This window comes from Polaromonas sp., assembly GCF_039932935.1.
Taxonomy (GTDB): Bacteria; Pseudomonadota; Gammaproteobacteria; order Burkholderiales; family Burkholderiaceae_C; genus Polaromonas.
In genome coordinates this window covers 1-26,454 of sequence record NZ_JBDTPB010000143.1, presented here as the reverse complement: position 1 = coordinate 26,454, position 26,454 = coordinate 1, and the positions used below count along the sequence as shown (strand labels likewise).

Here is a 26,454-nt window from a genome sequence, read left to right as displayed (position 1 = left end):
AAATCCCTAAGGGATTCAAAGTCAAATGCTGGAACAGCTTCTTTCTCACTACGTCAACAATGCCAGCGCCGCTAATGCTCGCGGGGAATACGTCGCCGCTGCCGAATGGTGCCAACGGAGCTTGCAGCTCGCCGCTGACTTGCCGGAGGCCTGGTATCACTTGGGAACGGCCTTCGGTGGAATGGGGAAAACAGCCGAAGCCGTCGATGCGCTTGAAAAGGCCAGGGTTCGAACCCTAAATTCGGCGGATGCACAAAACAGCATCGGTCTTCAGCTGACCGAACTTGGTGCATACGGTGAGGCAGAAAAATGCCTGGTGCAGGCTTTGGTCTTGGCTCCCGACTACGCCTTTGCACACTCCAACATGGGCAAACTCCGGACAAGACAAAAACGCCGGGAAGACGCAGAGGCTTGCTTCACCACGGCAATTGCACTGAACCCGGATCTGGCGCCCGCCTATACCAATCTGGGCGGGGTATTGAGTGAACGAAAAAATTATGCGGCCGCAGAGATTGCCTGCCGAAAAGCAACCGCTCTTGCGCCCGAATTGCCCGAAGCGTGGATGAATTTGGGAGTTGCGTTGAATGGGCTGCGACAGTTTGAGGACGCAGAGTCCTCTTACAACAAAGCAATTGATCTCGCACCCAATCTATCGGATGCCTGGCTCAATTTGGGAATCACCCTGGATGAGATTAAGCGCTACAAGAACGCAGCCGATTGCTATCAACGATGTATCGAACTCGACCCCAGTGCGGACTTTGTCATGGGCTCTTTGTTGCACACCAAAATGAAGATTTGTGACTGGCGTTCACTGGCAGGCGATTTGGAAGGCGTTTTCCAGGGAATCGAAGACGGCAAAAAAGTGGCGATACCGTTCGGAACTTTGGGATTCACTGCGGATTTAGCCCTGCAGCGCAAGGCTGCGGCTATTTGGGCCAAGGACAAAAGCCCCGACTCAGCGGTTGTCAGCCCCATCCCCAAGCGCCCGCCGCACAAAAAAATCAGGATCGGATATTTTTCTGCCGACTATCACGATCACGCAACCATGCATTTAATGGCGGAGTTGTTTGAGAGTCATGATCGAGAGCGGTTTGAGCTGTATGCCTTCTCATTTGGCCCCGATAAAAACGACATGATGAGGAAGAGAGTTTCGGCAGCGTTCAACCGATTTTTTGATGTGCGGCTTCAGTCTGACGAAGCTGTTGTCCAGCTTGCAAGAGATCTCGAGATAGATATTGCGATTGACCTCAGCGGTTTCACACTCGGAAGCCGGCCAGGCATCTTCAGCCTGAGAGCTGCGCCTGTCCAGGTCAATTATCTGGCTTATCCGGGAACGATGAGCGCCGATTTCATGGACTACCTGATCGCGGACAAAACCGTCATTCCAGAACACAGCCAATCGCAATACAGCGAAAAGATTGTCTATTTACCCAACAGCTATCAGGCAAACGATCGAAAGCGTCCTGTGGCAGACAGGACTTTCAACCGCAAAGAGCTGGGTTTGCCGGACGCCGGCTTCGTCTTTTGCTGCTTCAACAACAGCTTCAAGATCACACCCCCTACTTTTGATTGCTGGATGCGCATATTGAAAGCGGTGGAAGGCAGCGTGCTTTGGCTGCTCGAAGACAATCCCACCGCAAGCAGCAACTTGATCCGGGAGGCACTGCAAAGAGGTATCGCACCGGAGCGGCTGATATTCGCAAAACGGCTGCCATCCGCCGAACACCTTGCGCGGCACCGTTCGGCTGACCTGTTTCTGGACACGTTACCCTACAACGCCCATACAACGGCCAGTGATGCGCTGTGGGCCGGATTACCGGTGCTGACGTGCATGGGTGAATCTTTCGCGAGCCGTGTCGCCGCAAGCTTGTTGTATGGAATAGGCCTCAGCGAGCTGATCGCTCCAGACATGGCCGCCTATGAGGCTTGTGCAATAGCGTTGGCAACAAGCCCGCAACGGTTGGCACAGATCAAGGAAAAGCTGGCGCATAACAAATTGACAACGCCGCTGTTCGACACGCCGTTGTTCGTGAGGCATATCGAGGCGGCCTATGCAGTGATGTACGAGCGGTATCAGAGCGATCTCCCGCCTGACTCTATCAATATCAAGCCGTAGTCTCTCGCTTCCAAGGCTTGGCGCAAAGCCAACAGTCGCAACTGTCATGCTTACGCGTCCTTAATCATTTTGACCTGAGGCATGCCTGGCAATGAGTACCTTGGTCTACATAGGGAAGTCGCCGCTCTCTTCGCAGTTTGCTTATTTGAGTCATTTACCCAAGAATCAGAATCCAACAACGAGGGGATTCCTGATGGATACATCGATGCTTCGACGTTTCTGGATGCCGCTGCCTGCCATTGCAGCCCTGTTGATCCTGCCGCAGTGGGCACATGCCCAGGCCACCCTGGAAAAGATCAAAAGCCGTGGACAGATCAATGTGGGCTACCGCTCACTTGCGGCACCTTTCTCTTTTCACCAGGCTCCCGGCGCGCCAGCCGGCTACAGCATTGAAATCTGCAAACCCGTCATCGAGCGGCTGCGTACCGCAATTGGCAACAAGAACCTGCCCGTCAAATATATTGAAACCGAAGTGGACGCGCGCCTGCGCCTGATCTCCGAGGGCAGCGTGGACTTGCTATGTGAGAACGTGACCGACACACCAGAGCGCCGTACTCGCATGGCATTTTCCACCCCGGTCTTTATCGATGCCATTCAGGTGGCAGTCCGCAGCAAAGACAAGATCAGCAAACTCGAGCAGCTCCACGGGAAAAGTATTGTCAGCATTGGCGGCAGCACTGCAGGACCGGCGCTGGATCAGTATGCGAAGCCACATGCCGTGAAGTGGAAAATCGCCAAGGCCGTGAATCCGGATGCGGCACTTGGACAGCTGCAGCTCGGCTGGGTCGCCGGCTACGCCCGTGACGGCGCACTGCTGGCTGCACAACTGGCCGCACTTCCCAATGCCTCGGACTACCAGATTCTGCCGGAGCGCCTGTCGGTAGAAACCATCGCGATCGGTTACCGCAAGGGCGATGAAGCCATGGGCACGCTTGTCAATGCGGCTATCAAGGAGTCCATGAAAAGTGGCGCAACACAAGGCTCTTACGAGCAATGGTTTTTGAAGCCGCAAAAAGCCGGTGGGAAGCCTCTGATGGCCGCCATGCCCGCCGAAATGAAAACGCTCTTCGACACCGCAAAAGCCGACTGACCGGCATCACCTCCAGAGCACCATCCGCTGGCTGCCACCCACTCGGTCTAGGCGTGGGTGCTGCCGCCTTGCGGCTGAAGTTCCTCGGGCATGATGAAGGAGTCTTCCCACTGCACCACGAAATTGTGGTCCGCATCGTCGTGAACGATGCCCGAGCCGGTACTGAGCGGGTCGAAATTGGTGAACCGTATTTTTCGGTTTCGCTCCAGCTTGGCCCGCAGGCTGTTGCGGGCTGCAGCGATGTCCGTGACGTCGATTTTTGGCGCCTCTTCCAGCAAGGTCCCATTTGCCGAACGCATGGTATCGGGCACGGTGGCCAGGTCGTCGGATTCCCGCTCCACAGGCAATGCCAGCGGCGGTTGGCCCAGCACGGCGTGCTCGTCGTCGGACAAGTCGATTTCACCCAGAAATGCCGCGCGCACATCTGCAAGAGACGGCAGGTTGCCGGCGCGTACGACAGCGTAGGCAATGCCGCACTCCTCAAACAGCTTGCGCTTGAGGTCCCGGTTGCTGGCTTTGAGTCCACGCTCACCGGGAACATCCAGGCAGCCAATGACGGTGCCATCCGCAGCGCACACGGTGAAAGTGCAATACAGCGTTTTCAACAATTCAAAAGAGCGTTGCCCTTCAGCCTCTGACCGTGGCGACACGAAGCGGATCACAGGAACTTTGACCAGCACATGGTGGTCAAAGAAAGCCCGTTGCAGCCAATGCCAGACGTCTTGCTCTGCTTCGACCAACAGCGACCTGGACTGAAGATGCCACTGCGCGGGCATACGCCTTTTCTCACGCGCAGCCCGAGCCAGCCAGCCACGGTGGCAGGCCGCTCCCAGGACCATCGCGAACAGTGCTGTCACCGTGAGCGCCAGCACAAAAACATCAACCATGAGGTGCCTTCACTTTTTTTGAGTTTAAACACAGCAAGGTCAAGTTACAACTATTTACCTCTATAGGTGTTGTGAAGGCGTCTCATGTTCGAGACTAAAGTACTGATTTACCTAAGGAAAGCGAGCAATGATGGAAATTTCCGTCAAACCGCCACTTCCGATATGTAACAAAATTTACATTTCAAGCGCTTCCGGAAGAGGGCTCGCCAGAACTTTGTCTATCCGCTTGCCATCCAGGTCAAGGACTTCAAAACGCCATCCGGCGCACTCCACGCGCTCTGCTGTTTTCAGCAAGCGGCCCGACACGCTTTGAAGCAGGCCCGCCACCGTGTTGTAGCGGCCCCTGCCTTCTTCGGGGAGTTCCTTGATGTCCAGCCGCGCCTTGAGCTCGGAAACCGGCATCACGCCGTCGATGAGCCAGCTGCCGTCCTCCCTTTCGGTGGCCCATGCATCGATTTGGGCGCCGGGCTGCAGCTCGCCGGTAATGGCTTCGAGCATGTCCATCGGCGTCATCAGGCCCTGCACAACGCCGTATTCATCCACCACAAACACAATGCGGGTGGAGCGAGCCCGGAACTGCTCCAGCAACTCCATGCCCGTGAGCGTTTCAGGAACAAACACCGCTGGCACCGCATACGCGCCGATGCGGTCGGTGACCGAAGGCACCGCAGCGGCACCTAGCGAGGGCGGTGAGGGCTGGATCTGCCCGCGCAAGGCCAGCAGTTTGGCGACATTGACCACGCCTACGACGTCGTCCAGGCTGCCGCGGCACACGGGGTACCAGGAATGCCCGGTGGCGCCTGCCTTGTCGATGGCCTGGGCGATGGTGTCGGAGGCATCCAGCCATTCGATGTCGGAGCGCGGAAGCATCAGTGAAGTGAGCAGGCGGTCGTCAAGCAAAAAAACGTTCTGCACCATCTGATGCTCGTGTTCTTCGATCAGGCCGGCGTCTACGCCCTCTTCCAGACTGGCAGCGATTTCCTCTTCAGTCACCGCCCGGCCCGCGCTGTTGTCAATGCGAAGCAGTTTGAGCACGGCCAGCGTGCTGATGGACAGCAGCTTGACAAAGGGCTTGGCCCCGGTCGCCACCCACATCATCGGGCGCGAAACCAGGCGTGCCACTGTTTCAGGGTAGAGCTGGCCAATGCGTTTGGGCACCAGCTCGCCAAACACGATGGTGATAAACGTGATGACCGTCACCACCAACGCGGTGGCGGTGATCTCGGAGGCGCGCGGCGGCGCGCCAAAGCTTTGTATCCAGGCGGCCAGGCCGCTGCTGAAAGCTGCCTCGCCGATGATGCCGTTAAGCATACCGATGGAGGTGATACCGACCTGCACCGAGGAGAGAAACTGCGTGGGGTTGTCGAGCAGACCCAGCGCCGCTTGCGCGCCCTTGTCGCCGGACTCGCCCATGGCAGTCAGCCGCGCCTTGCGGCTGGAGGCCAGCGCCATTTCCGACATGGCAAACACGCCATTAAGCAATGTCAAAAAAGCAATCAGCAAGAAGTCCATAAGGCCTGGCGCAAAATAAACACATGTCACTTTACTTGATCGGCGACCTGCAGGGTTGCCACGCACCTTTTCAGCGGCTGCTGGACAAGATCGATTTCTCACCCAGCCGGGACACCGTCTACATCCTCGGCGATCTCGTCAATCGCGGACCCGGCTCGCTGGAAGTGCTGCGTAGCCTGTCAGCGCTGGGTGATGCCGCGCAATGCCTGCTGGGCAATCACGACCTGCATTTGCTGGCGCTGTGGCAAGGTGTGCGAAAACCCGGCCGCAGCGACACGGTGCAGGACGTCCTCGATGCCAAAGACAGCCACACGCTGCTGGACTGGCTACGGCACCGCGCCATGGCCATTCACCGCCATGGCTGGCTCATGGTGCATGCCGGCGTCTTGCCGCAATGGTCTGTGGCACGCACCCTGGCCTTGGCAGGCGAGGTGGAACAAGCGCTGCGCGGCCCCGATCTGAAGGGCTTTTTAAGTGACATGTATGGCAACACTCCGGCGCAATGGCACGACCGTCTGCACGGCGCCGACCGCTTGCGCGTGATCGTGAACGCGCTCACGCGTCTGCGGTTTTGCACACCCGAGGGCGTGATGGAGTTCAGCAGTACGGAAGGCGCGGGCAGCGCGCCGCCAGGACACATGCCATGGTTTGACGTGCCCCGCCGCGGCACTGCGGCGACGCCGATCGCATTCGGCCATTGGTCCACGCTGGCCAGCAGCGACAACGCTGCGCCTCATTTGCGCCACAACGCCTTGCCGCTGGACACAGGGTGCGTATGGGGTGGTTGCCTGACGGCCGCCAGGCTGGGCGCCAAGGCCGGGGAGTTTGAACTCATTGCCGTGCAGTGCGAACAAGCCAGAAAGCCCGGAAAAACCCCTTGATCCGCCGATCCCTTGGCTAACCGTCAAGCGCTCACGCGTTGACAGAGCTAGAAGGCGGCCGGCCGGGTACTTGAGATCGATGCCTGTTGTGCAGCGTCGTCCGCCCAGGCGCGGGCCATGCTGGCCGACAACAACAACACGGCTGATGAAAAGTAAATCCACATCAGGATGACCACGAGCGAGCCCGCTGCGCCGTAAGCCGAAACCACCGCAGCCGTCGACAGATAAAAAGCCATCAGGTGCTTGCCCACCGCAAACAGGACAGCGCCGACGGCAGAGCCCCACACCAAATACCGCATGCCGGGCTTGGGGCCCACACTCATTTTCATGAGCGACACAAACAGGGCCACGCAGAACCCGAAAGAAATCACTTCATTGAGAATCCAGGCGATCTTTTCAACCGGTAAATAGCCGCCCGCCCAGCCCGACAGCAGACTGAGAAAAGTCGAGATCGCCAGCGACACCAGCAACAAAAAACCGAAGGCAAGTATGTACGCCACCCCGCGCAGGCGCAAGGAAGCGCCGTGCCACCAGCGCTGCTGCGGCGCTTCGCCGCTGCCTTGCCGCCACAGCCGCTCGAAGGCGTCCTGCAACTCGGCAAACACCCCCGTCGCGCCGGACAGCAGCAGAGCGAAAGCAAAAAGAGAAGCGGTAATGCCTTCAGAAGGCGCCTGGGCGCTGGACAGCGCCTGCTGCACAACCTGAGCGCCCTGCGCACCAATGACGCTGCGGATCTGATCGACCAGGCTGACCTCAATGTAGCGCCGGTCCAGCCACCAGCCGAGCACCGCCACGAGCAACACCAGCAGAGGTGCCAGGCTGAGAATGCCGTAGAACGACATGGCTGCGCTCATGCGCATGCCGCCCGCTTCAATCCAGTGGTCAACAGCCTGCCACAAAGGCCGGTAAAACGGCCTGAAAAGCTGCTGAAGAAAAGCCAGCGCAGAGGCCGGCATGGCCTGACTGCATGGGGTAGGTGTCTCCATCATCGCCAAAGCATAAAGCCCTGTGGCCACAACCCCGCCGGACGGTCGCTTCAGCGACCGTAGGCGTGAACCGACGAATGCAAAGAAGAACCGAAGAAGGAACCGAAAACGAAGGCAGCTACGCGAGGGCCTGTTCCTGGCTCCGCCACCGCGCGTCGCGTCCGTCCCGCCTAGCCTGCCGTCTTGAACAGCGCGGCGATTTTTTTCTTGGGCTTGATGTTGGCCGACACACTGCTGCGTGCGGGAGCGGCCTTGGCGGCAGCTTCCCAAGCAGGCTGGGCATCGGGCGCAGCGGTTGACTCGTAGGGTTGGTCAAAAAACGGATCACGCGGTGCCGCCGGCTGGCGATGCGGCGTGTATTCGCGGCGCTCCCTCGGCTGGCGAGCTTCACGCGCAGGGCCGCCCTCTTCACTTTCGCGGTACATGCGGCGGCCATCGTTGATGCGGCCTTGCTCGCTGATACGCGGCTGGTCTTCCTCGAATTCGATGGGTTCGAGTTCGATTTTGGTCTTGATCAGCTTTTCAATGTCGGCGACCAGGCGCTGGTCGCTGCCGGCCACAAAACTCACGGCCAGGCCTGATGCGCCAGCGCGGCCGGTACGACCGATGCGGTGCACGTAGTCTTCGGCGTTGAAAGGCACATCGAAGTTGAACACCGCCGGCACGTCCTTGATGTCCAGGCCGCGGGCCGCCACGTCGGTACAGACCAGCAGGTCGACTTCGCCCTTCTTGAAGGCCTCAAGTGCTTTCAGGCGCTCGTCCTGGCTCTTGTCGCCGTGCAGTGCAGTGGTTTTGAGCCCTTCGCGCTCCAGCGACCGCGCCAGCCGGGCGCAACCCAGCTTGCTGTTGACGAACACAAAGGCCTGCTTCATGCCGCGCTGCTTCAGGATTTGGTGCAGGGCGCGGCGCTTGTCGTCGGCGCCCACGCTGTAGAAATGCTGTTCCACCGTGGATGCCGTGGCGTTGGAGCGTGCCACTTCGATGGTGACCGGGTCCTGCAGGTAGCTGGACGCCAGGCGTTTGATTTCGGGCGAGAAAGTGGCCGAGAACAGCAAGGTGATGCGCTGCTTGGGCAGGTAGCTCAGGATGCGCTGCAGGTCGGGCAGGAAGCCGATGTCCAGCATGCGGTCGGCCTCGTCGAGCACCACGTACTCGACCTGGTTGAGCACCGCGTTTTTGGCCTCGATATGGTCCAGGAGGCGACCTGGCGTGGCCACCAGCACTTCGACGCCTTTTTTGAGTTCGGCGGTCTGCGGCTTCATGTCCATGCCGCCGAAAACGACAGCGCTGTTCAGGTTGGTGTACTTGGCATACAGCTTGACCTGCTCGGCGACCTGCACGGCGAGTTCCCGCGTGGGCAGCAGCACCAGCGCACGCACAGGGTGGCGGGCCGGCGAGGTCGAGGCGTTCTCGTGCTTCATCATGCGCTGCAGCAGCGGCAGCGCAAAAGCAGCGGTCTTGCCGGTACCGGTTTGTGCGGCGCCCATGACGTCTTTGCCTTGCAGGACGACCGGGATGGCCTGTTCCTGGATCGGTGTCATGGTTTCGTAGCCCATTTCGGCGACGGCGCGGGCCAGCGGTTCTGCCAGCGAAAGATTGGAAAAAGAGGATGTCATAAAGGAAACTTGGCGGTCACTCTGCGGGTTGTCTTGCGAAGGGCGCGCGGACCGAAAGTTGCGGGCCGGCGCGCTGGCAGCCAACAGCACCGCTGCGCCATTGGCAAGAAAGGGAGTGCGGCGGGCTGCCCGGCATGGCACGGTCACGACCGCGATGGGGCTTGTGCAGCGCTTCCTCAGCCCTCTATTGTCGCACTTTGGGCTCCAATGGCCGCTTTTGCCGGCCCATCACACCTTCAGGGCTATTTGTCCGGCCTTGCGCCCATCGGTTCGCCCACCTTCTTGCTATCTATTTTATAGCTGCTCGCGCTCGTCTGTAAAGGGCTGGGAGCCTATTCTGTTCATAATTTATGCCTGCCGGCAGCCTCGGGGCCTTCTGCACCCCCGGCGCCGCGCTACAGGCTGCGGGCGCTGAAGGTGTCGCAGGCCTTCACGCTGCCGGTTTTGAGGCCGGTGTCGAACCAGCGCTGGCGCTGGGCGCTGGTGCCGTGCGTAAAGCTTTCTGGCACCACCGCGCCACCGCTGGACCGTTGCAGCGCATCGTCGCCGATTTTGGCGGCGGCGTTCATGGCCTCCTCGACGTCACCCTGCTCCAGAATCTGGCGCGCACTTTGCGCGTTGTGGGCCCAGACCCCCGCAAAACAGTCGGCCTGCAGCTCCAGCTTCACGCTGAGCACGTTGTATTCGGCCTTGCTGACGCGGCCACGCATCTGGTCCATCTTGCCGCTGATGCCCAGCAGGTTCTGCACGTGGTGGCCCACCTCATGGGCAATCACATAAGCCTGCGCAAAGTCACCGGGCGCACCCAGGCGGCTGCGCAGGGTTTCGTAAAACCCGAGGTCGATGTAGACCTTCTGGTCGCCGGGGCAGTAAAACGGCCCCATGGCGGCCTGGCCCTGGCCGCAGGCGGTTTGCGTGGCGCCGCGAAACAGTACCAGACGCGGCTTTTGGTAGGTGGCGCCGCCTTTGGTGAACACATCGGTCCAGACATCTTCGGTGTCGGCCAATACGGTCGACACGAATTTGGCCATGCGGTCGTCGGCCGGAGGCTTGGGGGCCGGCCCCTGCTGCACCTGGGCCGGGGGAGAGCCCCCGCTGAGCAGGCTCAGGATGGTCATCGGGTTGATGCCGAAGATCCAGCCGCCCACCAGCGCCACCACGATGGTGCCTATGCCGATGCTGCGCCCGCCCAAACCAAAGCCGCCCCCGCCCCCACCGCCATCCCGGCGGTCTTCCACATTGTCGGATTCACGGTTGCCTTCCCATTTCATGCTGTTCCCCTGTCGCTTGTCAGTGTCAATGCCGCGGCGGCAGCGCCGTCGCCGGCCCGGTTTTCGGGCCTGCTCCAGCATGACGGCAAGCCGCCTGCCCGCCTGTCAGCGCATGCGCCGACTTTACTAGAGCGGCCTCGCGGCATGGAACAAAATGGAGGCTGGTGGTATCCACGTTTCATGATGGCCTCGATGACAACTTCTTTGACTGGTTTTTTTTACGGACTTTGGAGCCTGCGCAGCAGCCGGCCAGGCCCAGGCGGTGCGGTGCCGGCGTCCAGCCCGCCGCGCAGGCGGCTGGCGCCATCCATTTTTTCGGGCCTTTGGGTTCTGTCGGTGGCGGCGCTGCTCAGTGGCTGTGCCAGCCCTATCACCACACGAGTCACCAGCTTCAACCAGTGGCCGGCCGACACCGCGGGCGCCACGTTCAGCTACATCACACCCGTAGACGCCACGCGCGAACTGGAGCAGGCCACTTACGAGGGCTACGTACAGGCCGAGCTGGAAAAGCGCGGGATGCGGCGCGCGCCGGGCGGCCAGACGGGGCGCCTGCAAGTCGACGTAGCCGCCAGCCGGCAGAGCGAAGACAAAACCTGGCTGCAACCGGTTTATCAAGACCACCTTGTGTTTCTTCCGCCTTACCGCGATGCGGCCGGCCGCATCTTTCCGGGCGTCTGGGCGCCCGACCCGTTCGGCCCGCGTTATGTAGGCGACCGCCCGGTGCAGGTCACGGTCTTTACCCATTCCCTGCGCCTGCGGGTGCTGGACACCCTGGGCACCCCGGCCGGCAAGCCGCCCCGCACGGTGTTTGAGTCGCGGGCTGTGTATGAAGGCGGCAGTGGCGACCTGCCGCTGCTGATGCCCTACCTGGTGCGGTCAGTGTTTGACGAATTCCCTGGCCAGAACGGCCAGGTGCGCACCGTGAAGTTCGACGGCAAGACGGGCGAGCTGCTCAAAAAGTAGCAACGCCAGTCACAACGTTGTCAACGGACTGCCGACCTATTCAAAGCGCACCGTCAACCCCTTGAGCCCACCGGCCACCGGCCCGGTTGCTTCAATCGCAGAGTGCCAGGTCTGCCCCGCTTCCACCGGCCAGGCGTCGGTCAGCGTTCCTGTGGTGATGAGATCGCCCGCCTGCAAGGCCGGCGCACCCGGCGTGGCGCGCAACTCGTTCACAAAATGCAGCAGCGCCTGCACCGGCCCGTCCAGCACATTGGCGCCCGTGCCTTCGTCTTTCAGCACGCCGTCGCCATACAGCTTGATCCGCAAACCGGCCAGCGATGCCACCACCGCCTCAGGCGCCGCGCCGGCCTCCAGCCGGACAGGATGCCCCACCAGCAGCAGGCCGTGCAGACCCCCATCAGCCACCGCCTGCGCAGCCGTGAACTTCCAGGCCGGAAAATGCGTGTGCACGATTTCATAGCCATGCGCCACCCAGTCCACAGCGGCCACCAGCTGCGCCAGCGAGCATCCAGGGGGCGGCGCCTCGCGCAGGCAAAACACCACTTCGGGTTCGATACGCGGTTCGCACAATCCTTGAAGCGAAAGCACCGCTTCATTCGGTGTTGACTCGTCGACCACAGTGAGCGTGCTATGCCACACCGTGCCCCATATCGGGCCATAGACCTCGTAACGCGGCCAGATGGTGCGATTGGTAAAGCCCACCTTGTAGCCCACCGGGCGTTCTCCACCCGCGCTGCGCGCGGCGCGCACGGCCAGTGCAGTGGCGTAGGCAAGGGGCACCTCAGCCGGCACCTCACTCGACCATGACAAGGGCTGCACCTGCAAGCGGGCACGGGTCACATCGGCCACAAGGTCCTGGATATCCGGGTGGGAAGCTGGGGTGTTCATAAGCTTATGGTAGCCAACAACCGCAGCCGTCCTTCACAATGACGGCATGCCTGCAGCTCCCTCAACCACCGTCCAGCCCTGCGTATTGCTCACCGGTTTTGACCCTTTTGGCGATACCGGGCACAGCGACCAGCCCATCAACCCGAGCTGGCAGGCGGTGAAGGCGCTCAAGGGCAAGCGCATCGCTGGCCACACCCTGGTGGCGGCGCAGCTGCCCACCGTCTTCCAGGCGTCCATTGATGAACTCCACCGGCTGCTGGCCCAACACAAGCCGACGCTTGTCATCTGCGTCGGCCAGGCCGGCGGGCGCGGCGCGATCTCGCTGGAGCGCGTGGCCATCAACATCAACGACGCGCGCATTCCCGACAACATCGGCAGCCAGCCGGTCGACACGCCCGTGGTGCCCGGCGGCCCCGCCGCATACTTCAGCAACCTGCCCATCAAGGCCATGCTGCAGGCGATGCAAGACGCCGGCGTGGCCGCCGAGGTGTCGCAAACGGCCGGCACCTTTGTCTGCAACCACGTGTTTTATGCGCTAATGCACGCGCTGGCCACACGGCGCGGCTTCAAGCGCACGCGCGGCGGCTTTATTCATGTGCCTTATTTACCTGAGCAAGGCGCGCCCAGCCTGCCGCTGGAAGAGATCGTGCGCGGGTTGCGGCTGGCGGTGGCTACGGCGCTGGCCACCTCGCAAGACATTGCCAAAGGTGCAGGAGCCGTCAGTTAACCTTCGTTTCCGTGCGTTGAAGTTGTTGATTTCACTGATGGGGCGTGCGCCTTGTCTTCTGCGGGAGCTCCAGCGGCGGCGGCCGGCTCACTCTGCAACAGCCGCCACGCAAACCACATGCCCAACACGGCGTTGCCGATCGCAAAGCAGGTCACCATCACTGTGGCCGCCGCATTCAACGGCCGGTTGTGCACCACCCAGGCCAGCAGCGGAGACAGCCCGTTCAGCACGAGCATCAGCCAGAACAAGGGATTGCGCGGCTGGTAAAGCCGCGCGAGGTGGGAGAGGTTCATCATGGCCATGCTAACCGCAGCGGCGCTATCCGCCGCCAATTAGCTGGTGCCTGTGGCCGACGCGCTTGTAAGGCTGGCCCGACTCGAAGTGTCTTGTCAGCGAACGAATGACGCAGACATAAAGCCTTGGGCAGGTTGCCCAGTCATCATGCTGCCGGCTCTCGCGCTGGTTCCAACGTTGGCCACCATGCCTGCGGACCCCCCAGACTCATTCGACGAAGACGCGCCCGCCAGAACCTGGGTTTTGGACTCCCCAGACCCGTCACCTGCTGCAGGTGGCAAGGAAGAACCTGCCACCACATGGGCCTGCTGAATACAGTTTTGACGCGCGGGGCCTGCTGCGTTTTCAATGCATTGCGCAATCGCCTGCATTTCAGTCTGGCGCTGGAAGTCACGGATTTTGGCTTTGGTCACCTGCTCGTCCGCCACAAACCCGATAGCCGCCAACTGGCAAACAAGGACCAAACCCGCAGCCACCCAAAGCAGCGTTTTGTAAGGCATTTCGTCGAATTTTTGCAAGCAGTTTGAAAACATGGCGGCCTCCCGTTGAACCTGTTTTCATACTAGGCTGGCGTTTTCCAAAGCCATTCGGCGCTTTACCCGGAAATATGTAGGATAAAAACCTTTCACTCTTTTACGTAACAGAATCGCATCGAGGTGACCACAAGCTAACTTCTCGCCTTCCACCGCTCTTCCCCTCTCCTATATTTACCGCTCGCCCCCTCGCTAAATGACGCCCATCGTGCTTGACCCCGCCCAAACCGCCGCCCGGCTGCCCTACCCGCTGCTGGTCAGTGAGCTGGCACAACTGCTCCAGGACAGCTCGGTGCAGGTACCGCTGCGCGTAGTCCAACGGCTGCCTGGCGGAGGCAGCCTGTTTGTTATGCCGGCGCTGGATGCCCGCACGGCGATCACCAAGCTCATCACCTTCACCCCCGGCAACGCGGCCGTGGGCCTGCCCACCATCCAGGGCGACGTGGTGGTGTTTGACGTGGCCACCGGACGGCGCCGGCTCGTGCTCGACGGCCCCACCGTCACCGCCAGGCGCACCGCCGCCGTCTCACTGCTGGCCGCGCAGCGGCTGGCGCCCAACACCCGTGGGCCGATGCTGATCGTCGGCGCCGGCGTGCAGGGCCTGGCCCACCTCGAAGCGTTTGCAGAAGGCCTGGGCGTGCGGGAATTTCAGGTCACCTCGCGCAGCGCGGCCAGCGCACAAGCGCTGGTGCAACACGCGCAGTCCCTGGGCCTGAGCGCCCGCGTGGTGGGCGATGCCAACGCCGCGCTGGCCGACTGCCCGCTGGCCGTCACCTGCACACCCGCCAGCGGCGTGGTGCTCAGCGCCCCGCCGCGCGACGACGGCTTCATCAGCGTGGTGGGTGCCTTCACCCCCGCCATGGTCGAGCTAAGCGCCGAGCTGTGCCAACACTTCGCCGCCAAAGGATCGGTGTTTGTCGACACAGCCGACGCGGCGCACGAAGCCGGCGACCTGCTGCAGGCCGGGTTGGACGTAAGCCGCTTTCCCACTTTGGCCGACGTGGTGCTCCAGGACATGAAAAAACCCACCGGACCGGTGCTGTTTAAAAGCTGCGGCTGGGCGGGTTGGGATCTGGCTGCTTCCAGGGCAGCGCTGCGTACGGATCACGATCGACAGCAACTTCACCACCATCACCGCCCGTGAAGGCCGCATGATCGCCGGACTGTCCGCCGGCGGCTTTGGCACGGTGAACGCCGTTTTCAAATACCCTGAGTTGTGTATTTCCGCCGCCGCATTAAGCCCGGCCATCTATTCGCCAACGCCGCCTGCCCATTCTTCGGCCATGCAGGTGGCGCCGTTTCAGGCGGGCGGAAAATTTGACCAGGCTTCCTGGGACCGCCTGAACTACACCGCCAGCTGGGAAGGCTACAAAAGCAAAAAGGTGGTGGTGCCGATGTGCATCAACAGCGGCGACCACGACACGTTTTCCATCGCCTACCACTCGGCCGGCCTGTTCCAGAAGTTGTTTGAGTACCAGCCAAAGCTGGTGGAATACCGCGTCGTTGACGGCGACCATGAATGGCTGGTCTGGCGTGACACCATTGGCGATGCCATCAAATACATGAGCGGCTTTGCCAGCCGCCCCCAGGTCGCCAAGCCCTGACGCCGCGGAGGGCAGAAACGACAACGGACGCCCCTTGCAGGCGCCCGTTCGAACCCAGCGCGTGGATACCCGTTACGCCTTCGGCAGCGTCACCCCAACCTGGCCCTGGTATTTACCACCCCGGTCCTTGTAGCTGACTTCGCAGACGTCGTCCTTGTCGCTTTCAAAGAACAGCACCTGGGCGCAGCCCTCCCCCGCATAAATCTTGGCGGGCAGCGGCGTGGTGTTGGAGAACTCCAGCGTGACATAGCCTTCCCATTCGGGTTCGAACGGCGTGACGTTGACGATGATGCCGCAGCGCGCGTAAGTGCTCTTTCCCAGGCAGATGGTCAGCACGTTGCGCGGAATACGAAAGTACTCCATGGTGCGGGCCAGTGCGAAGCTGTTGGGCGGGATGATGCAGCTGTCGCCGTGAAAGTCGACAAAGCTTTTTTCGTCGAAGTTCTTCGGGTCCACCACGGTGCTGTGGATGTTGGTAAAAACCTTGAACTCGGGGGCACAGCGGATGTCGTAACCGTAACTGCTGGTGCCGTAGCTGATGATCTTCTGGCCTGCGGCTGTGGCGCGTATCTGCCCCGGCTCGAAGGGCTCGATCATGCCGGTGGTTTCTGCCATGTGGCGTATCCATTTGTCGCTCTTGATGCTCATGGGGGTCGGGCTCCTGTTGTGGCTGTGATTGTAAGTTGGGCTTGCAACGCCACCCCATTGGGCAGGCCATGCGAAAGCCTGGCCGGTCCCGGACGAATCTGCTCTAATGATTTTTGGAGACACACCCGGCACATTCGCCACAAGGCGCCTGTTTAGCGTCACGTTGCCCCTGCGAGAGGCGCAACGCAAGCTGAAGTGTCCCGTCCAGTCTGTGAATGTCGTTTCAAGGGACCCCATGAAAACACGATCTACCCAAAACAAGGACCGTATTCTTGTCGTGGACGACAACCCCGACATTCATGACGCGTTTCGCAGCGCATTGATCGAAGATGTGAATGCACAAGGAAAATTCGAGCTGGATGGCGCCCGAGACGGGCCCCACGGACTGGCCCTGGTGCAACAGTCGCTTCTGGCGGCGCGCCCCTACGCCCTGGCATTCATAGGCGTTTCGCACGCGGCGGGTCCGAAAGCGCTAGAAATAGCGCCTCAAATCTGGGCACTTGATCCGGGAATCCAGATCGTGCTTTGCGCGGAGCGATTGGCGCTTTCTTCCGCCGCGGTACTCGCAACGATGGGCGCGATGAACAGCAAGTGGTTACTCCTTAAAACGCCCTTCGAGTCTGTAGAAGTCATTCAGCTGGCGTGCTCCCTGGCAGAGAAATGGCATTTGCAGCAACTCGCCGGGTCGCATCAAAGCGTTAAGCCCGAAGCAGACGCAACAAAGACGGGGAACCCGGCGGATGCGTTCCAGATCAACGAGGAGGATTTGTTAAACACGCTGTTGGACAACGCCCCTGATCACATTTACTTCAAAGACGCACAGTCTCGTTTTCTCAAATGCAGCAAAGCACAGGCGCTGCAATTTGGGGCCGCGTCACCGGCGGAACTGGTGGGCAAGACAGATCTTGATTTTTTCTCCGAAGAGCATGCCCGCCCCGCCTACGAAGATGAGCAGGAAATCCTGCGAACAGGGCAGCCGATCATTGGCAAAGTGGAGAAGGAAATCTGGAAAGACGGGCGAGGTGAGTCCTGGGCGTTAAGCACCAAGATGCCGCTACGCAACAATGCCGGAGACATCATCGGCACCTTCGGCATCTCGAAGAACATTACTGCCCTGAAGCAGACCGAAGCAGCGCTGGCGTATCACGATGATCTGCTGACTACGCTCATGGAGAACTCACCAGACTCCATCTTTTTCAAGGACCTGGAATCACGGCTGGTCAAGGTCAGCCGTTCGGAGGTCCACAACCTCCTGCGACTATCGATCAGCCACTACCGCGCGGCCCATCCGGGCATGGACGACGAGGCACTTCCACCGCATTTGGCCAGTGTGGAGGAGTTTGAGAAGTATGTGATCGGTAAAACCGACGCAGACATCTACGGCCAGGACAGGGCGAGCGAATTCAGCCACGATGAAGAAGAGATCATCCGGACGGGGAAACCCATCGCCGAGAAGGCCGAAAAAACTGTTCATCCTGATGGGCGTGTCGTCTGGTACTTCACCAACAAAGGCCCCTGGAGAGACAGGAATGGCAAACTGATCGGGACCTTCGGAACCTCGAAAAACATGTCCGAACTCAAGGAAGCGGAACGCAAAATTGAAGAGGTCCAGGCACAGCTGCTCACCACGGCGCGCCTGGCCGGCATGGCAGAGATCGCGACCAACGTGTTGCACAACGTGGGCAATGTTCTCAATAGCGTCAATGTGTCGGCCGAAATGATTGGCTCGCAGTTGCGGACGTCCAAGCTCAAGGGGCTCGCCCGCTCTGTGGGTTTGATGGATGCACGCACCGCGGACCTGGGCGAATTCCTGACGCAGGACAGCAAGGGCAAGCTGTTACCCGGCTACCTGCGCGAGTTGTCCCGAACCCTGGAGATCGAGCACGAAGCCATGGCGAAAGAACTCGGTGCACTGAGCAGCAGTGTGAACCATATCAAACAGGTCATTGCCACCCAGCAGTCATACGCAGGTACCGCGCGCTTTGTCGAATCCACCAAGGTGAGTGAGTTGCTGGACGATGCGCTGCGCATGAATGCGGATGCACTGACACGGCACAAGGTGGATGTCGAAAAAAAGTATGCCGCCTTGCCCACCCTTTTGCTGGACAAGCAACGCATATTGCAGGTGCTGGTGAACTTGATCAGCAACGCCAAACAGGCGCTGGACACGATTGCGGACAGACGCCCCTTCATCACGCTCGATGCGGTTTTGATGGATGGGCCTGTGCTGCGCATCACGGTGACAGACAACGGGGAAGGCATTGCACCGGAGAACCTGACGCGCGTTTTCTCTCATGGCTTTACCACCCGAAAAAACGGGCATGGCTTTGGCCTGCACAGCTGTGTTCTGGCCGCACAGGAAATGGGGGGCAACTTGCACGTTCACAGCGACGGCCCCGGGCAAGGCGCATCGTTCATCCTGGAGATTCCGGTCACGATCGCGCAGGCCCACTGAACGCGGATGGCATCCCGCCGTACGGAACCCGGGGCGTTCAATGGCTTGAGAAATGACAGTTTTCTCAACCAGCCCGGGAGCCTCTGATTGCTATTGATTTAATAGCTGCTTGCGCTCGTCCCTAAAGGGTTGCAAGGCAATTTGATGAATGAAAATCATGGGGAAAACCCATTTTTCACGTCAAACAGGGCCTGGCTGCTTCAAAACAGGTGCCCGGTTGCCAGTGCGGCCGCGGCTGCCCGGGTCTCGACGCCGAGCTTTTCAAAGATGTGTTCCAGGTGCTTGTTCACCGTGCGGTGGCTCATGCCCAGGATGTCACCGATGTCGCGGTTGGTCTTGCCCTTGGCCAACCATGAGAGTACCTCGGTTTCGCGCGGCGTCAGCGCGGCATTGGCCAGGCGCGAGGGCGAGGCGGCATTGACGCTGCGCTGCTCCAGCAGCAGCATGGTTTCACCCATGCCGACCCGGCCCATATTGCGCACCGACAGTGGCACACCTGCCAGCGTCAGCAGCACTTCGCCGGTGTCGCTCTCAAGCGCGGCATACACCGGCTCGGGCAGGCGCCCGGGCCGCGCCCCGCATTCATCGCCTTGCAGCCACAGGGCCGCCTGCGGTGAACGCCAGGCGATGCGCCCGCGCGCATCGACCAGCACCACACCGAAGCCGGCCACGTCCACGGCCTCGCGCGCCAGCCGCGTCATGCGCGCGTTGCGCGTGTGGGTGTGCAGGCGCGCCACCACCTCCTGCGCACGCAGCGGCTTGACGACGTAGTCCACGCCGCCGCAGGCAAACCCTTCGAGCACGTGCGGCGTCTCCGACAGGCCGGTCATGAAGATCACGGGAATGTGCGCCATGACGGGATTGGCCTTGATCTGCCGGCAGGTGTCAAACCCCGAAAGGCCGGGCATGACGGCGTCCAGCAGGATGGCGTCGGGTGCGACCAGCTCCAGGCGCTGCAGCGCCGAGTCGCCGTCGCGCGCCACCAGCACGGTGTAGCCCTCGCCTTCCAGCGTGTCGCACAGCATGCCCAGGCTGCTGGGGGCGTCGTCCACCACCAGCACGACCGGGCGCTGTTCCTCAGTGGCCTCAAGCATCAACGCCCTCCGTCAAATGGTCCAGCAGCAATTCGAGCTCGCAGCGGCTCACGAAGCCGCGCAAGCGGGCACAGCTGGCGGCCAGCGCCGGGTCTTCGGCCGCGACGCGATCCAGCAGGCGGTGCAGACCGTGCACGTGGCCCAGCTTGACCAGCCGTATCAGCCCGGCTCGGGCTTCTTCGGGCAGGGCCGGCAAACTCTCCCCGGTCAGGCCGGCCGCCAGCGGCACCGGCGAGACGACGGAGGTCACCCACTCCAGCCCCAGGTGGCGCTGCAAGGCGTCCATCAACTCCGACTCGAGCACCGGCTTGCCGACAAAAGCCTGGCAGCCCGCCGCCTTGAGGCGCGAGGCCTGGTTCTCAAACACATTGGCCGACACGATGATGATGGGCACGCTGTCATAACCCCGGTGGCGTATCTGCTGCGCGGTTTCCCAGCCGTCCAGGTCGTCCATGCTGATGTCGAGCAGGATGGCGTCGGGCACGCCGTCCTTCAGGCTGTCTATGCACTCCAGGCCGCTGGCCGCCTCCTTGATGTCAAAGCCCAGCGGCGTCAGCATGCCCGCCAGCATCTGGCGCTGCACCGGCTGGTCGTCGACCACCAGCAGCGTGCGGCGCTTGCCGAAGAAGCCGGCGATCTGGTGCGGCGGGTCGGCCAGCGGCCCGGGGTCGTCGATCTCGCGCAGGTAGAGCCGCACGCTGAAGGTGCTGCCCTTGTCGGGCTCGCTTTGCAAAGTCAGGTCGCCGCCCATCAGCGCGGTCAGCAGGCCGGTGATGGTCAGGCCCAGGCCGGTGCCCGGCTCGCCGCGGCGGCGGCCCGCTGCCCCGCGCTCAAAGGGCAAAAAGATGCGCTGCTGGTCTTGCGGGGCAATGCCGATGCCGGTGTCCACCACGTCAAAGCGGATCACCTCGCGGCGGCAATCGACATGCAGCTTCACGCTGCCCGTATCGGTAAACATCACCGCGTTGCTCAGCAGGTTGATGATGATCTGGCGCAGCCGCTTGGCGTCGGCCTGCACCCAGGCCGGCATGCGGCCGCTGTGGGTGTAGATGAAGTCCACGCCCCTGGCCTGGGCCTGCGGCCGCACCATGCTGACCAGGCCTTCGAGGAAGTCGGGCAACGGCACGGGAATCGGCTCCAGCCGCAGCCGCCCGGCTTCAATGCGCGCCAGGTCCAGCAGGCCGTCAACGAGTTGCAGCAAATGCTCGCCGCTGCGCTGTATGGTTTGCACGGCGTCGCGCGGCGTGCGCGCCAGCGCTTCGCTCTTGAGCAGGATCTGCGAATAGCCCAGGATGCTGTTGAGCGGCGTGCGCAGCTCGTGCGTCATGCCGGCCACATAACGGGTCTTGGCCTGGTTGGCCGATTCGGCCACTTCCTTGGCCGTCTGCAGCGCTGCGTCGGTGCGCTGGTGCGCCTCGATTTCACGCGACAGCAACTGGTTTTGCCGGTTCGATTCATCCTGCGCCATGCGCCGGCTTTCGCTGCCCAGCACCACCCACCAGCTGCACACCGCGACGATCAGCAGTAGCATGGCGAACACCTTGACGAAAGCCGAGCGCAGCAGGCCCGAAAGAGCACCCGAAGCCGGCAAGGTGGTCTCCTGCATGTAAACCATGCCCATCACCGTGGCCAGCAGCGCGCACAGCGACAGCATCACCACCATGTAGTGGCCGACGCGGAAGTTGACGCGGCTCGACAGCGCACTGGGCAGCAGCGTGCTCAAAAACTCCTCGGCCTGCTCGGCGGCGCGCGAGCGTGTCTTGCAGCGGTCGTGGCAGCGCGACTCCAGCGTGCAGCACAGCGAGCAGATGGGTGCGCCGTAGGCCGGGCAGCTGGCCATGTCTTCGGCCTCGAAGGCGTTCTCGCAGACGTGGCATCGCACCTTCTGGCCCGGCATGCCCATGGCCTGCGGCTTGCGCGCGACGTAGTAGCGCCCCTTGGTCAGCCAGGCCAGCAGCGGCGACAGCAGCAGCGCCATGCCCAGCGCGATAAAGGGCGAAAACGCCTCGGCCCGCGGCCCCATGGCGCCGGTATAAGCCACCACCGACACCACCGTCGCGAGCAGCATGGAGCCCAGGCCCACCGGGTTGATGTCGTACAGGTGTGCGCGCTTGAATTCAATGCCCGGCGGGCTCAGTCCCAGCGGCTTGTTGATCACCAGGTCGGCCACCAGCGCACCCACCCAGGCAATCGCGACGTTGCTGTACAGCCCCAGCACTTTTTCCAGCGCCGAAAAAACATCGAGCGTCATCAAGAGCAGCGCGATCGCAACATTGAACACCAGCCAAACCACACGGCCCGGGTGGCTGTGCGTGAGGCGCGCGAAGAAGTTGGACCACGCGAGCGAACCGGCATAGGCATTGGTCAGGTTGATCTTGAGCTGCGACACCACCACGAAGACCACGGTCGCGGCCAGGATCCAGGCCGGGTCGCTGAACACGTAGGCAAAGCCCGCCAGGTACATCTGCGTGGGCTCCACCGCTTTCGAGGCCGGCAACTCATGCTGCAGCACCAGGAAGGCCAGGAAGGCGCCGCCCAGCATTTTCAGCATGCCCAGCACGATCCAGCCCGGCCCGGCCATCAGCACCGCGGCCCACCAGCGACGGCGATTCGCATGCGTCTTTTCAGGCAGGAAGCGCAAAAAGTCGACCTGCTCGCCGATCTGCACCACAAGCGAGAACGCCACGGTGGCCGCCGCACCAAACATGAGCGGGTCGAACTCGCTGCTGCCCGAGGTGCGGCCGGTCAGGCCGGTGAAGTCCGAAAACGCCTGCGGGTTCTTCCAGAGCACCGCAAGGTAGGGCAGCAACAGCAGCACGCCCCATAGTGGCTGCGTCCACATCTGCAGCCGCGAGATCAGCGTGATGCCGCGAACCACCATGGGCACGATGACCAGTGCGCTGATCACGTAACACCAGGCGATGGGAATGTCGAGGTACATCTGCAGCGCCAGCGCCATGATGGCCGCCTCCAGCGCGAAGAAGATGAAGGTGAAGCTCGCGTAGATCAGCGAGGTGATGGTCGAGCCCAGGTAACCGAAGCCCGCGCCTCGCGTCAGCAAATCCATGTCCACGCCGTAGCGCGCCGCGTAGTAGCTGATGGGCAGGCCGGTGAAGAACGTGATGAGCCCCACCACCAGGATGGCCCAGAGCGCATTGGTGAAGCCGTAGTTGAGCGCGATGGCGCCGCCTATCGCCTCCAGCGCCAGGAAAGACATGGCGCCGAAAGCCGTGTTGCCGACCCGCCACTCCGACCATTTGCGAAAACCGCGCGGCGTGTAGCGCAGCGCGTAGTCCTCGATGGATTCGTCGGCCACCCACGCGTTGTACTCGCGTCGAATACGAAAAATCTTCTGCGTGGCGATGGTCAAGGCGGTCTCCGTCAAACGGCCGTAGGGCTGCGGCAACTCACCCCATACGTCCCGCAAGAAGTGTGCCCGCATCTGGTGCACAGGGTGCTACGTTGATTGACGTATAGGGCTACGCGGCCCTTGTGAACATGATTCACCTGACCCCGACGCAAGCCTTTCTCTTTTTATGGCGTCAGTTTTTTTCCTTTCGACTTTCACCTTTTCATCAACCGCAGGAGCCCAGCATGTCCAACGACGATCGCGATCCATCTTCCTTCATCAACCGCCGCCGCCTCATGCAAGGCGTTGCCGCGGCCCTGCCACTGGCCGGCCTGCCCGGCTGGGCGCAAGCGCAGCAATTTCCCACGGCAAAGGTGAACACCACCAAGCTGGCTGTTACCGACACCGAAGTGACCGTGGGCCAGCTGCACTCGGCCACCGGCACGATGGCGATTTCCGAAACAGGTTCCATCCAGGCCGAGCAGCTGGCCATCGACCAGATCAACGCCATGGGCGGCGTACTGGGCCGCAAGATCAAGGTCATCAAGGAAGACGGCGCCTCCGACTGGCCGACCTTCGCTGAAAAATCCAAGAAGCTGCTGGTCAACGACAAGGTCGCCGCCGTGTTCGGCTGCTGGACCTCGGCTTCGCGCAAAGCCGTGCTGCCGATCTTCGAAAAAGAAAACGGCATGCTGTACTACCCGACCTTTTACGAAGGCCTGGAGCAGAGCAAGAACGTGATCTACACCGGCCAGGAAGCCACGCAGCAAATCCTGTACGGCCTGGACTGGGCCTCAAAAGAAAAGAAAGCCAAGACCTTCTTCCTGGTCGGCTCCGACTACATCTGGCCGCGCACCTCGATGAAGATCGGCCGCAAGCACATTGAAGGCCACCTGTCCGGCAGCAAGGTCGTCGGTGAAGAGTACTACCCGCTGGGCCACACCAACTTCAACTCGCTGATCAACAAGATCAAGGTCGCCAAGCCCGACTGCATCTTCATCGCGGTGGTCGGCGGCTCCAACGTGGCCTTCTACAAGCAGCTCAAAGCTGCCGGCGTCACCGCCGCCAAGCAGTTCCTGCTGACCATCTCGGTGACGGAAGACGAAGTGCTGGGCATTGGCGGTGAAAACATGAACGGCTTCTATGCCTCCATGAAGTACTTCCAGTCGCTGGACAACCCCAACAACAAGGCCTTTGTGACGGCCTTCAAGGCCAAGTACGGCAAGGACGCGGTGATCGGCGACGTGACGCAGGCCGGCTACCTCGGCCCCTGGTTGTGGAAGGCCACCGTTGAAAAAGCCGGCAGCTTCGACGTCGACAAGATCGCCGCGGCCTCCGCCGGCATCGAGCTCAAAACCGCGCCCGAAGGCTACGTCAAGCTGCATGAAAACCATCACCTGTGGAGCAAGGCCCGCATCGGCCAGGCGCAGGCCGACGGCCAGTTCAAGGTGGTGGCCGAATCGGCGGCCCTGATCGAACCCAACCCATTCCCCAAGGGCTACCAGTAAGCGTCAGTGCTGGCTCCTACCGGTTCACTCAGCTTTATCGCTGGGTGAGCCGGCAGGGGCTTCTTCTTTTCTTCTGCGCAGCCTTGTTTTTTTGAATTCCGACGTTTGACCACCCGCCGCACCGGAGCCCCATCATGACTCTTTCCGAAATGCTCAACATCGGCCTGATGCAAGGCTTTGCCGGCCTCAGCCTGTTTTCCGTGCTGCTGCTGATGGGCCTGGGCCTGGCCATCATCTTCGGCCAGATGGGCGTCATCAACATGGCGCATGGCGAGTTCATGACCATTGGCGCCTACACCATCTACCTGTTTTCACACCTGTCCGAAACCTACGCACCCGGTTTTGTGCAGGCCTACTTTCCCTTCGCCATCGTCGCGGCTTTCATCTTCGCGTTTGCTGTCGGCTGGCTGGCCGAATGGGCGTTCATACGCCATCTCTATAAGCGCCCGTTGGACACCCTGCTGGCCACCTGGGGCCTGTCGCTGGGTATGCAGCAGATCTTTCGCACCACCTTCGGCGCCAAGGAAGTCAGCCCTACCCTGCCCGACTGGCTGATGGGTTCCTGGGCCCCTTCTGAAGGCCTGGACATTCCCATCAACGGCATGTTTGTGATGGCACTGACTTTGGTCGTGACCTGCGGCGTGCTGATCGCGCTGCACAAGTCGCGCTGGGGCCTGCGCGTACGTGCCACGGTCGCCAACCGCGTGATGGCCAATGCCACCGGCATCAACACCAAAAAGACCGACCGGCTGACGTTTGCCATCGGCTGCGGCATCGCCGGTGTGGCCGGCGCGGCCTTCACCACCATTGGCTCGACAGGCCCGACCAGCGGCTCGCTCTACATCGTCGATGCCTTCCTGGTCGTCACCTTCGGCGGCGCGGCCAGCCTGCTAGGCACCGTGGTCTCGGCCTTCGGCATTGCGCAGACGCAGTCCATCGCCGAGTTCTTCATGACCGGCTCCATGGCCAAGGTGCTGACGCTGATGACCATCGTGACCATTCTGATGTTGCGTCCGCAAGGCCTGTTCGCCTCCAAAGTGCGGCGCTGAGCTTTCACTTTATTCCTACAGCAATCCCAGATAACCGGAGTTTTTCATGAACAGCCTCAAGCAATGGATAGAGCGCAACGGCCTGGGCAACGTCGCCCTGCTGGCCCTGGTGCTGCTGGTGGCCTTTCCCCTGGCGCTGGATTTGTTTCGCCTCAACCTGGTGGGCAAATACCTGAGCTATTCCTTCGTCGCGCTGGGCCTCGTCATGCTGTGGGGCTACGGCGGCGTGCTGAGCCTGGGCCAGGGCGTGTTCTTCGGCCTGGGCGGCTACGGCATGGCGATGTTCCTGAAGCTCGAAGCCAGCGACCCCATCACCACCAAGATCCAGTCCACGCCCGGCATTCCCGACTTCATGGACTGGAACCAGATCACCGCGCTGCCGATCTGGTGGAAGCCCTTCCAGTCGTTTCCGCTCACCTTGCTGCTGATTCTGGTGGTGCCCACGCTGCTGGCCTTCATCATCGGTTATGCCATGTTCAAGCGGCGCGTGGGCGGCGTGTACTTCGCCATCATCACGCAGGCCGTGGCGCTGATCCTCACGGTGCTCATCATCGGCCAGCAGGGCTACACCGGCGGCGTCAACGGCATGACCGACCTGAAGACCATCCTGGGCTGGGACACCCGCACCGACAGCGCCAAGTACATCCTCTACTTCGTCACCGTCGGCCTGCTGCTGGGCTCTATCGTGCTATGCACCTGGATCCAGAAAAGCAAGCTGGGCACGCTGCTGCTGGCCATGCGCGACAAGGAAGACCGCGTGCGCTTTTCTGGCTACGACGTGGCCATGTTCCGCGTCTTCGCCTTCTGCTTCGCGGCCATGCTCTCGGCGGTAGGCGGTGCCATGTTCACGCTGCAGGTCGGTTTCATGTCGCCCTCGCTGGTCGGCATCGTGCCATCGATTGAGATGGTCATTTTCGCAGCCGTGGGAGGGCGCATGTCGCTGGTGGGCGCGGTCTACGGCGCGCTGCTGGTGAACTTCGGCA

General features: G+C 61.5%; 22 protein-coding genes. 12 read left to right on the top strand and 10 right to left on the bottom strand.

The features are described from left to right. The first annotated feature begins 25 nt into the window (after positions 1-25). Both ABI546_RS21420 and ABI546_RS21415 read left to right on the top strand, forming a co-directional pair. Positions 26-2,116: a tetratricopeptide repeat protein gene (locus ABI546_RS21420; RefSeq protein ID WP_348050042.1), complete on the top strand. Its 2,091-nt coding sequence runs from the start codon at positions 26-28 to the stop codon at positions 2,114-2,116. A 193-nt stretch (positions 2,117-2,309) separates the two neighbouring features. After that, positions 2,310-3,206: a transporter substrate-binding domain-containing protein gene (locus tag ABI546_RS21415; protein WP_348050040.1), complete on the top strand. Its 897-nt coding sequence runs from the start codon at positions 2,310-2,312 to the stop codon at positions 3,204-3,206. 47 nt (positions 3,207-3,253) lie between these two features. On the opposite strand, the gene ABI546_RS21410 is transcribed toward ABI546_RS21415, so the two are convergent. Together ABI546_RS21410 and ABI546_RS21405 are read right to left on the bottom strand one after the other, a co-directional pair. Next, positions 3,254-4,093 carry a DUF2726 domain-containing protein gene (locus tag ABI546_RS21410; protein WP_348050038.1) on the bottom strand — a complete coding sequence of 280 codons (840 nt, stop codon included), beginning with the start codon at positions 4,091-4,093 and terminating at the stop codon, positions 3,254-3,256. Between the two features lie 174 nt (positions 4,094-4,267). After that, positions 4,268-5,605: a hemolysin family protein gene (locus ABI546_RS21405; RefSeq protein ID WP_348050036.1), complete on the bottom strand. Its 1,338-nt coding sequence runs from the start codon at positions 5,603-5,605 to the stop codon at positions 4,268-4,270. A 23-nt stretch (positions 5,606-5,628) separates the two neighbouring features. Here ABI546_RS21405 and ABI546_RS21400 point away from each other — a divergent pair, with 23 nt between their 5' ends. After that, positions 5,629-6,486 (top strand): symmetrical bis(5'-nucleosyl)-tetraphosphatase, encoded by an 858-nt coding sequence (locus tag ABI546_RS21400; protein WP_348050034.1) that lies wholly within the window; start codon positions 5,629-5,631, stop codon positions 6,484-6,486. 47 nt (positions 6,487-6,533) lie between these two features. Here ABI546_RS21400 and ABI546_RS21395 read toward each other — a convergent pair whose 3' ends face one another. The 3 genes from ABI546_RS21395 to ABI546_RS21385 all read right to left on the bottom strand — a co-directional run bounded on the left by ABI546_RS21395 (position 6,534) and on the right by ABI546_RS21385 (position 10,359). Beyond that, positions 6,534-7,442, bottom strand: a complete 909-nt coding sequence (locus tag ABI546_RS21395; protein WP_348050099.1) for a YihY/virulence factor BrkB family protein — start codon at positions 7,440-7,442, stop codon at positions 6,534-6,536. Between the two features lie 200 nt (positions 7,443-7,642). Further along, positions 7,643-9,088, bottom strand: a complete 1,446-nt coding sequence (locus ABI546_RS21390; protein ID WP_348050032.1) for a DEAD/DEAH box helicase — start codon at positions 9,086-9,088, stop codon at positions 7,643-7,645. Positions 9,089-9,483: 395 nt separating this feature from the next. Then, a complete protein-coding gene (locus ABI546_RS21385) occupies positions 9,484-10,359 on the bottom strand; it encodes a neutral zinc metallopeptidase (RefSeq protein WP_348050030.1) in 876 nt (291 codons plus the stop codon). 192 nt (positions 10,360-10,551) lie between these two features. Between ABI546_RS21385 and ABI546_RS21380 the strand changes: the two genes are divergently transcribed. Beyond that, positions 10,552-11,322 carry a DUF4136 domain-containing protein gene (locus ABI546_RS21380; RefSeq protein WP_348050028.1) on the top strand — a complete coding sequence of 257 codons (771 nt, stop codon included), beginning with the start codon at positions 10,552-10,554 and terminating at the stop codon, positions 11,320-11,322. 36 nt (positions 11,323-11,358) lie between these two features. On the opposite strand, the gene ABI546_RS21375 is transcribed toward ABI546_RS21380, so the two are convergent. Further along, entirely contained in the window at positions 11,359-12,210 is an 852-nt protein-coding gene (locus ABI546_RS21375) for a hydratase (protein ID WP_348050026.1), read from the bottom strand. Between the two features lie 46 nt (positions 12,211-12,256). Between ABI546_RS21375 and pcp the strand changes: the two genes are divergently transcribed. Further along, the gene (gene pcp / locus ABI546_RS21370) at positions 12,257-12,937 is read left to right on the top strand and encodes a pyroglutamyl-peptidase I (protein WP_348050024.1); all 681 of its coding nucleotides are present in this window, start codon (positions 12,257-12,259) and stop codon (positions 12,935-12,937) included. Here pcp and ABI546_RS21365 read toward each other — a convergent pair. Further along, entirely contained in the window at positions 12,934-13,233 is a 300-nt protein-coding gene (locus tag ABI546_RS21365) for a hypothetical protein (protein WP_348050022.1), read from the bottom strand. The genes pcp and ABI546_RS21365 overlap by 4 nt on opposite strands. A gap of 297 nt (positions 13,234-13,530) precedes the next feature. On the opposite strand from ABI546_RS21365, the gene ABI546_RS21360 reads away from it, so the two are divergent. The 3 genes from ABI546_RS21360 (at position 13,531) to ABI546_RS21350 (ending at position 15,368) form a co-directional block, all read left to right on the top strand. Further along, positions 13,531-13,758: a hypothetical protein gene (locus tag ABI546_RS21360; protein WP_348050020.1), complete on the top strand. Its 228-nt coding sequence runs from the start codon at positions 13,531-13,533 to the stop codon at positions 13,756-13,758. 202 nt (positions 13,759-13,960) lie between these two features. Then, entirely contained in the window at positions 13,961-14,908 is a 948-nt protein-coding gene (locus ABI546_RS21355) for a delta(1)-pyrroline-2-carboxylate reductase family protein (protein ID WP_348050018.1), read from the top strand. A 7-nt stretch (positions 14,909-14,915) separates the two neighbouring features. Beyond that, entirely contained in the window at positions 14,916-15,368 is a 453-nt protein-coding gene (locus tag ABI546_RS21350; RefSeq protein ID WP_348050016.1) for an alpha/beta hydrolase-fold protein, read from the top strand. 72 nt (positions 15,369-15,440) lie between these two features. Here the strand turns inward: ABI546_RS21350 and dcd are convergent, their stop codons facing one another. Beyond that, positions 15,441-16,016, bottom strand: a complete 576-nt coding sequence (gene dcd, locus ABI546_RS21345) for a dCTP deaminase (protein ID WP_348050014.1) — start codon at positions 16,014-16,016, stop codon at positions 15,441-15,443. A 235-nt stretch (positions 16,017-16,251) separates the two neighbouring features. Between dcd and ABI546_RS21340 the strand changes: the two genes are divergently transcribed. Continuing rightward, entirely contained in the window at positions 16,252-18,471 is a 2,220-nt protein-coding gene (locus tag ABI546_RS21340; RefSeq protein WP_348050012.1) for a PAS domain-containing protein, read from the top strand. Between the two features lie 200 nt (positions 18,472-18,671). Here ABI546_RS21340 and ABI546_RS21335 read toward each other — a convergent pair whose 3' ends face one another. Continuing rightward, entirely contained in the window at positions 18,672-19,565 is an 894-nt protein-coding gene (locus ABI546_RS21335) for a response regulator transcription factor (RefSeq protein WP_348050010.1), read from the bottom strand. Next, positions 19,558-22,935: an ATP-binding protein gene (locus ABI546_RS21330; RefSeq protein WP_348050008.1), complete on the bottom strand. Its 3,378-nt coding sequence runs from the start codon at positions 22,933-22,935 to the stop codon at positions 19,558-19,560. Before ABI546_RS21330 ends, ABI546_RS21335 begins: the two co-directional genes overlap by 8 nt. 224 nt (positions 22,936-23,159) lie before the next feature. Between ABI546_RS21330 and urtA the strand changes: the two genes are divergently transcribed. The 3 genes from urtA to urtC all read left to right on the top strand — a co-directional run. Further along, complete coding sequence (gene urtA, locus ABI546_RS21325; RefSeq protein WP_348050006.1) at positions 23,160-24,422, top strand: urea ABC transporter substrate-binding protein; 1,263 nt, start codon at positions 23,160-23,162, stop codon at positions 24,420-24,422. Positions 24,423-24,556: 134 nt separating this feature from the next. Beyond that, the gene (gene urtB / locus ABI546_RS21320) at positions 24,557-25,471 is read left to right on the top strand and encodes an urea ABC transporter permease subunit UrtB (protein ID WP_348050004.1); all 915 of its coding nucleotides are present in this window, start codon (positions 24,557-24,559) and stop codon (positions 25,469-25,471) included. Positions 25,472-25,517: 46 nt separating this feature from the next. After that, a partial coding sequence (urtC, locus tag ABI546_RS21315; protein ID WP_348050002.1) for an urea ABC transporter permease subunit UrtC occupies positions 25,518-26,454 on the top strand: 937 nt, incomplete at its 3' end.

Bases quoted from the DNA above. Each gene is read 5' to 3' on its own strand.
- urtA (WP_348050006.1), top strand. From the start codon at position 23,160: ATGTCCAACGACGATCGCGATCCATCTTCCTTCATCAACCGCCGCCGC.
- ABI546_RS21390 (WP_348050032.1), bottom strand. From the start codon at position 9,088: ATGACATCCTCTTTTTCCAATCTTTCGCTGGCAGAACCGCTGGCCCGC.
- ABI546_RS21400 (WP_348050034.1), top strand. From the start codon at position 5,629: ATGTCACTTTACTTGATCGGCGACCTGCAGGGTTGCCACGCACCTTTT.
- ABI546_RS21350 (WP_348050016.1), top strand. From the start codon at position 14,916: ATGATCGCCGGACTGTCCGCCGGCGGCTTTGGCACGGTGAACGCCGTT.
- pcp (WP_348050024.1), top strand. From the start codon at position 12,257: ATGCCTGCAGCTCCCTCAACCACCGTCCAGCCCTGCGTATTGCTCACC.
- ABI546_RS21405 (WP_348050036.1), bottom strand. From the start codon at position 5,605: ATGGACTTCTTGCTGATTGCTTTTTTGACATTGCTTAATGGCGTGTTT.
- ABI546_RS21365 (WP_348050022.1), bottom strand. From the start codon at position 13,233: ATGATGAACCTCTCCCACCTCGCGCGGCTTTACCAGCCGCGCAATCCC.
- ABI546_RS21395 (WP_348050099.1), bottom strand. From the start codon at position 7,442: ATGCCGGCCTCTGCGCTGGCTTTTCTTCAGCAGCTTTTCAGGCCGTTT.
- ABI546_RS21420 (WP_348050042.1), top strand. From the start codon at position 26: ATGCTGGAACAGCTTCTTTCTCACTACGTCAACAATGCCAGCGCCGCT.
- ABI546_RS21335 (WP_348050010.1), bottom strand. From the start codon at position 19,565: ATGCTTGAGGCCACTGAGGAACAGCGCCCGGTCGTGCTGGTGGTGGAC.
- ABI546_RS21340 (WP_348050012.1), top strand. From the start codon at position 16,252: ATGAAAACACGATCTACCCAAAACAAGGACCGTATTCTTGTCGTGGAC.
- ABI546_RS21355 (WP_348050018.1), top strand. From the start codon at position 13,961: ATGACGCCCATCGTGCTTGACCCCGCCCAAACCGCCGCCCGGCTGCCC.
- ABI546_RS21410 (WP_348050038.1), bottom strand. From the start codon at position 4,093: ATGGTTGATGTTTTTGTGCTGGCGCTCACGGTGACAGCACTGTTCGCG.
- ABI546_RS21415 (WP_348050040.1), top strand. From the start codon at position 2,310: ATGGATACATCGATGCTTCGACGTTTCTGGATGCCGCTGCCTGCCATT.
- ABI546_RS21380 (WP_348050028.1), top strand. From the start codon at position 10,552: ATGACAACTTCTTTGACTGGTTTTTTTTACGGACTTTGGAGCCTGCGC.
- ABI546_RS21385 (WP_348050030.1), bottom strand. From the start codon at position 10,359: ATGAAATGGGAAGGCAACCGTGAATCCGACAATGTGGAAGACCGCCGG.
- ABI546_RS21360 (WP_348050020.1), top strand. From the start codon at position 13,531: ATGGGCCTGCTGAATACAGTTTTGACGCGCGGGGCCTGCTGCGTTTTC.
- ABI546_RS21375 (WP_348050026.1), bottom strand. From the start codon at position 12,210: ATGAACACCCCAGCTTCCCACCCGGATATCCAGGACCTTGTGGCCGAT.
- dcd (WP_348050014.1), bottom strand. From the start codon at position 16,016: ATGAGCATCAAGAGCGACAAATGGATACGCCACATGGCAGAAACCACC.
- urtB (WP_348050004.1), top strand. From the start codon at position 24,557: ATGACTCTTTCCGAAATGCTCAACATCGGCCTGATGCAAGGCTTTGCC.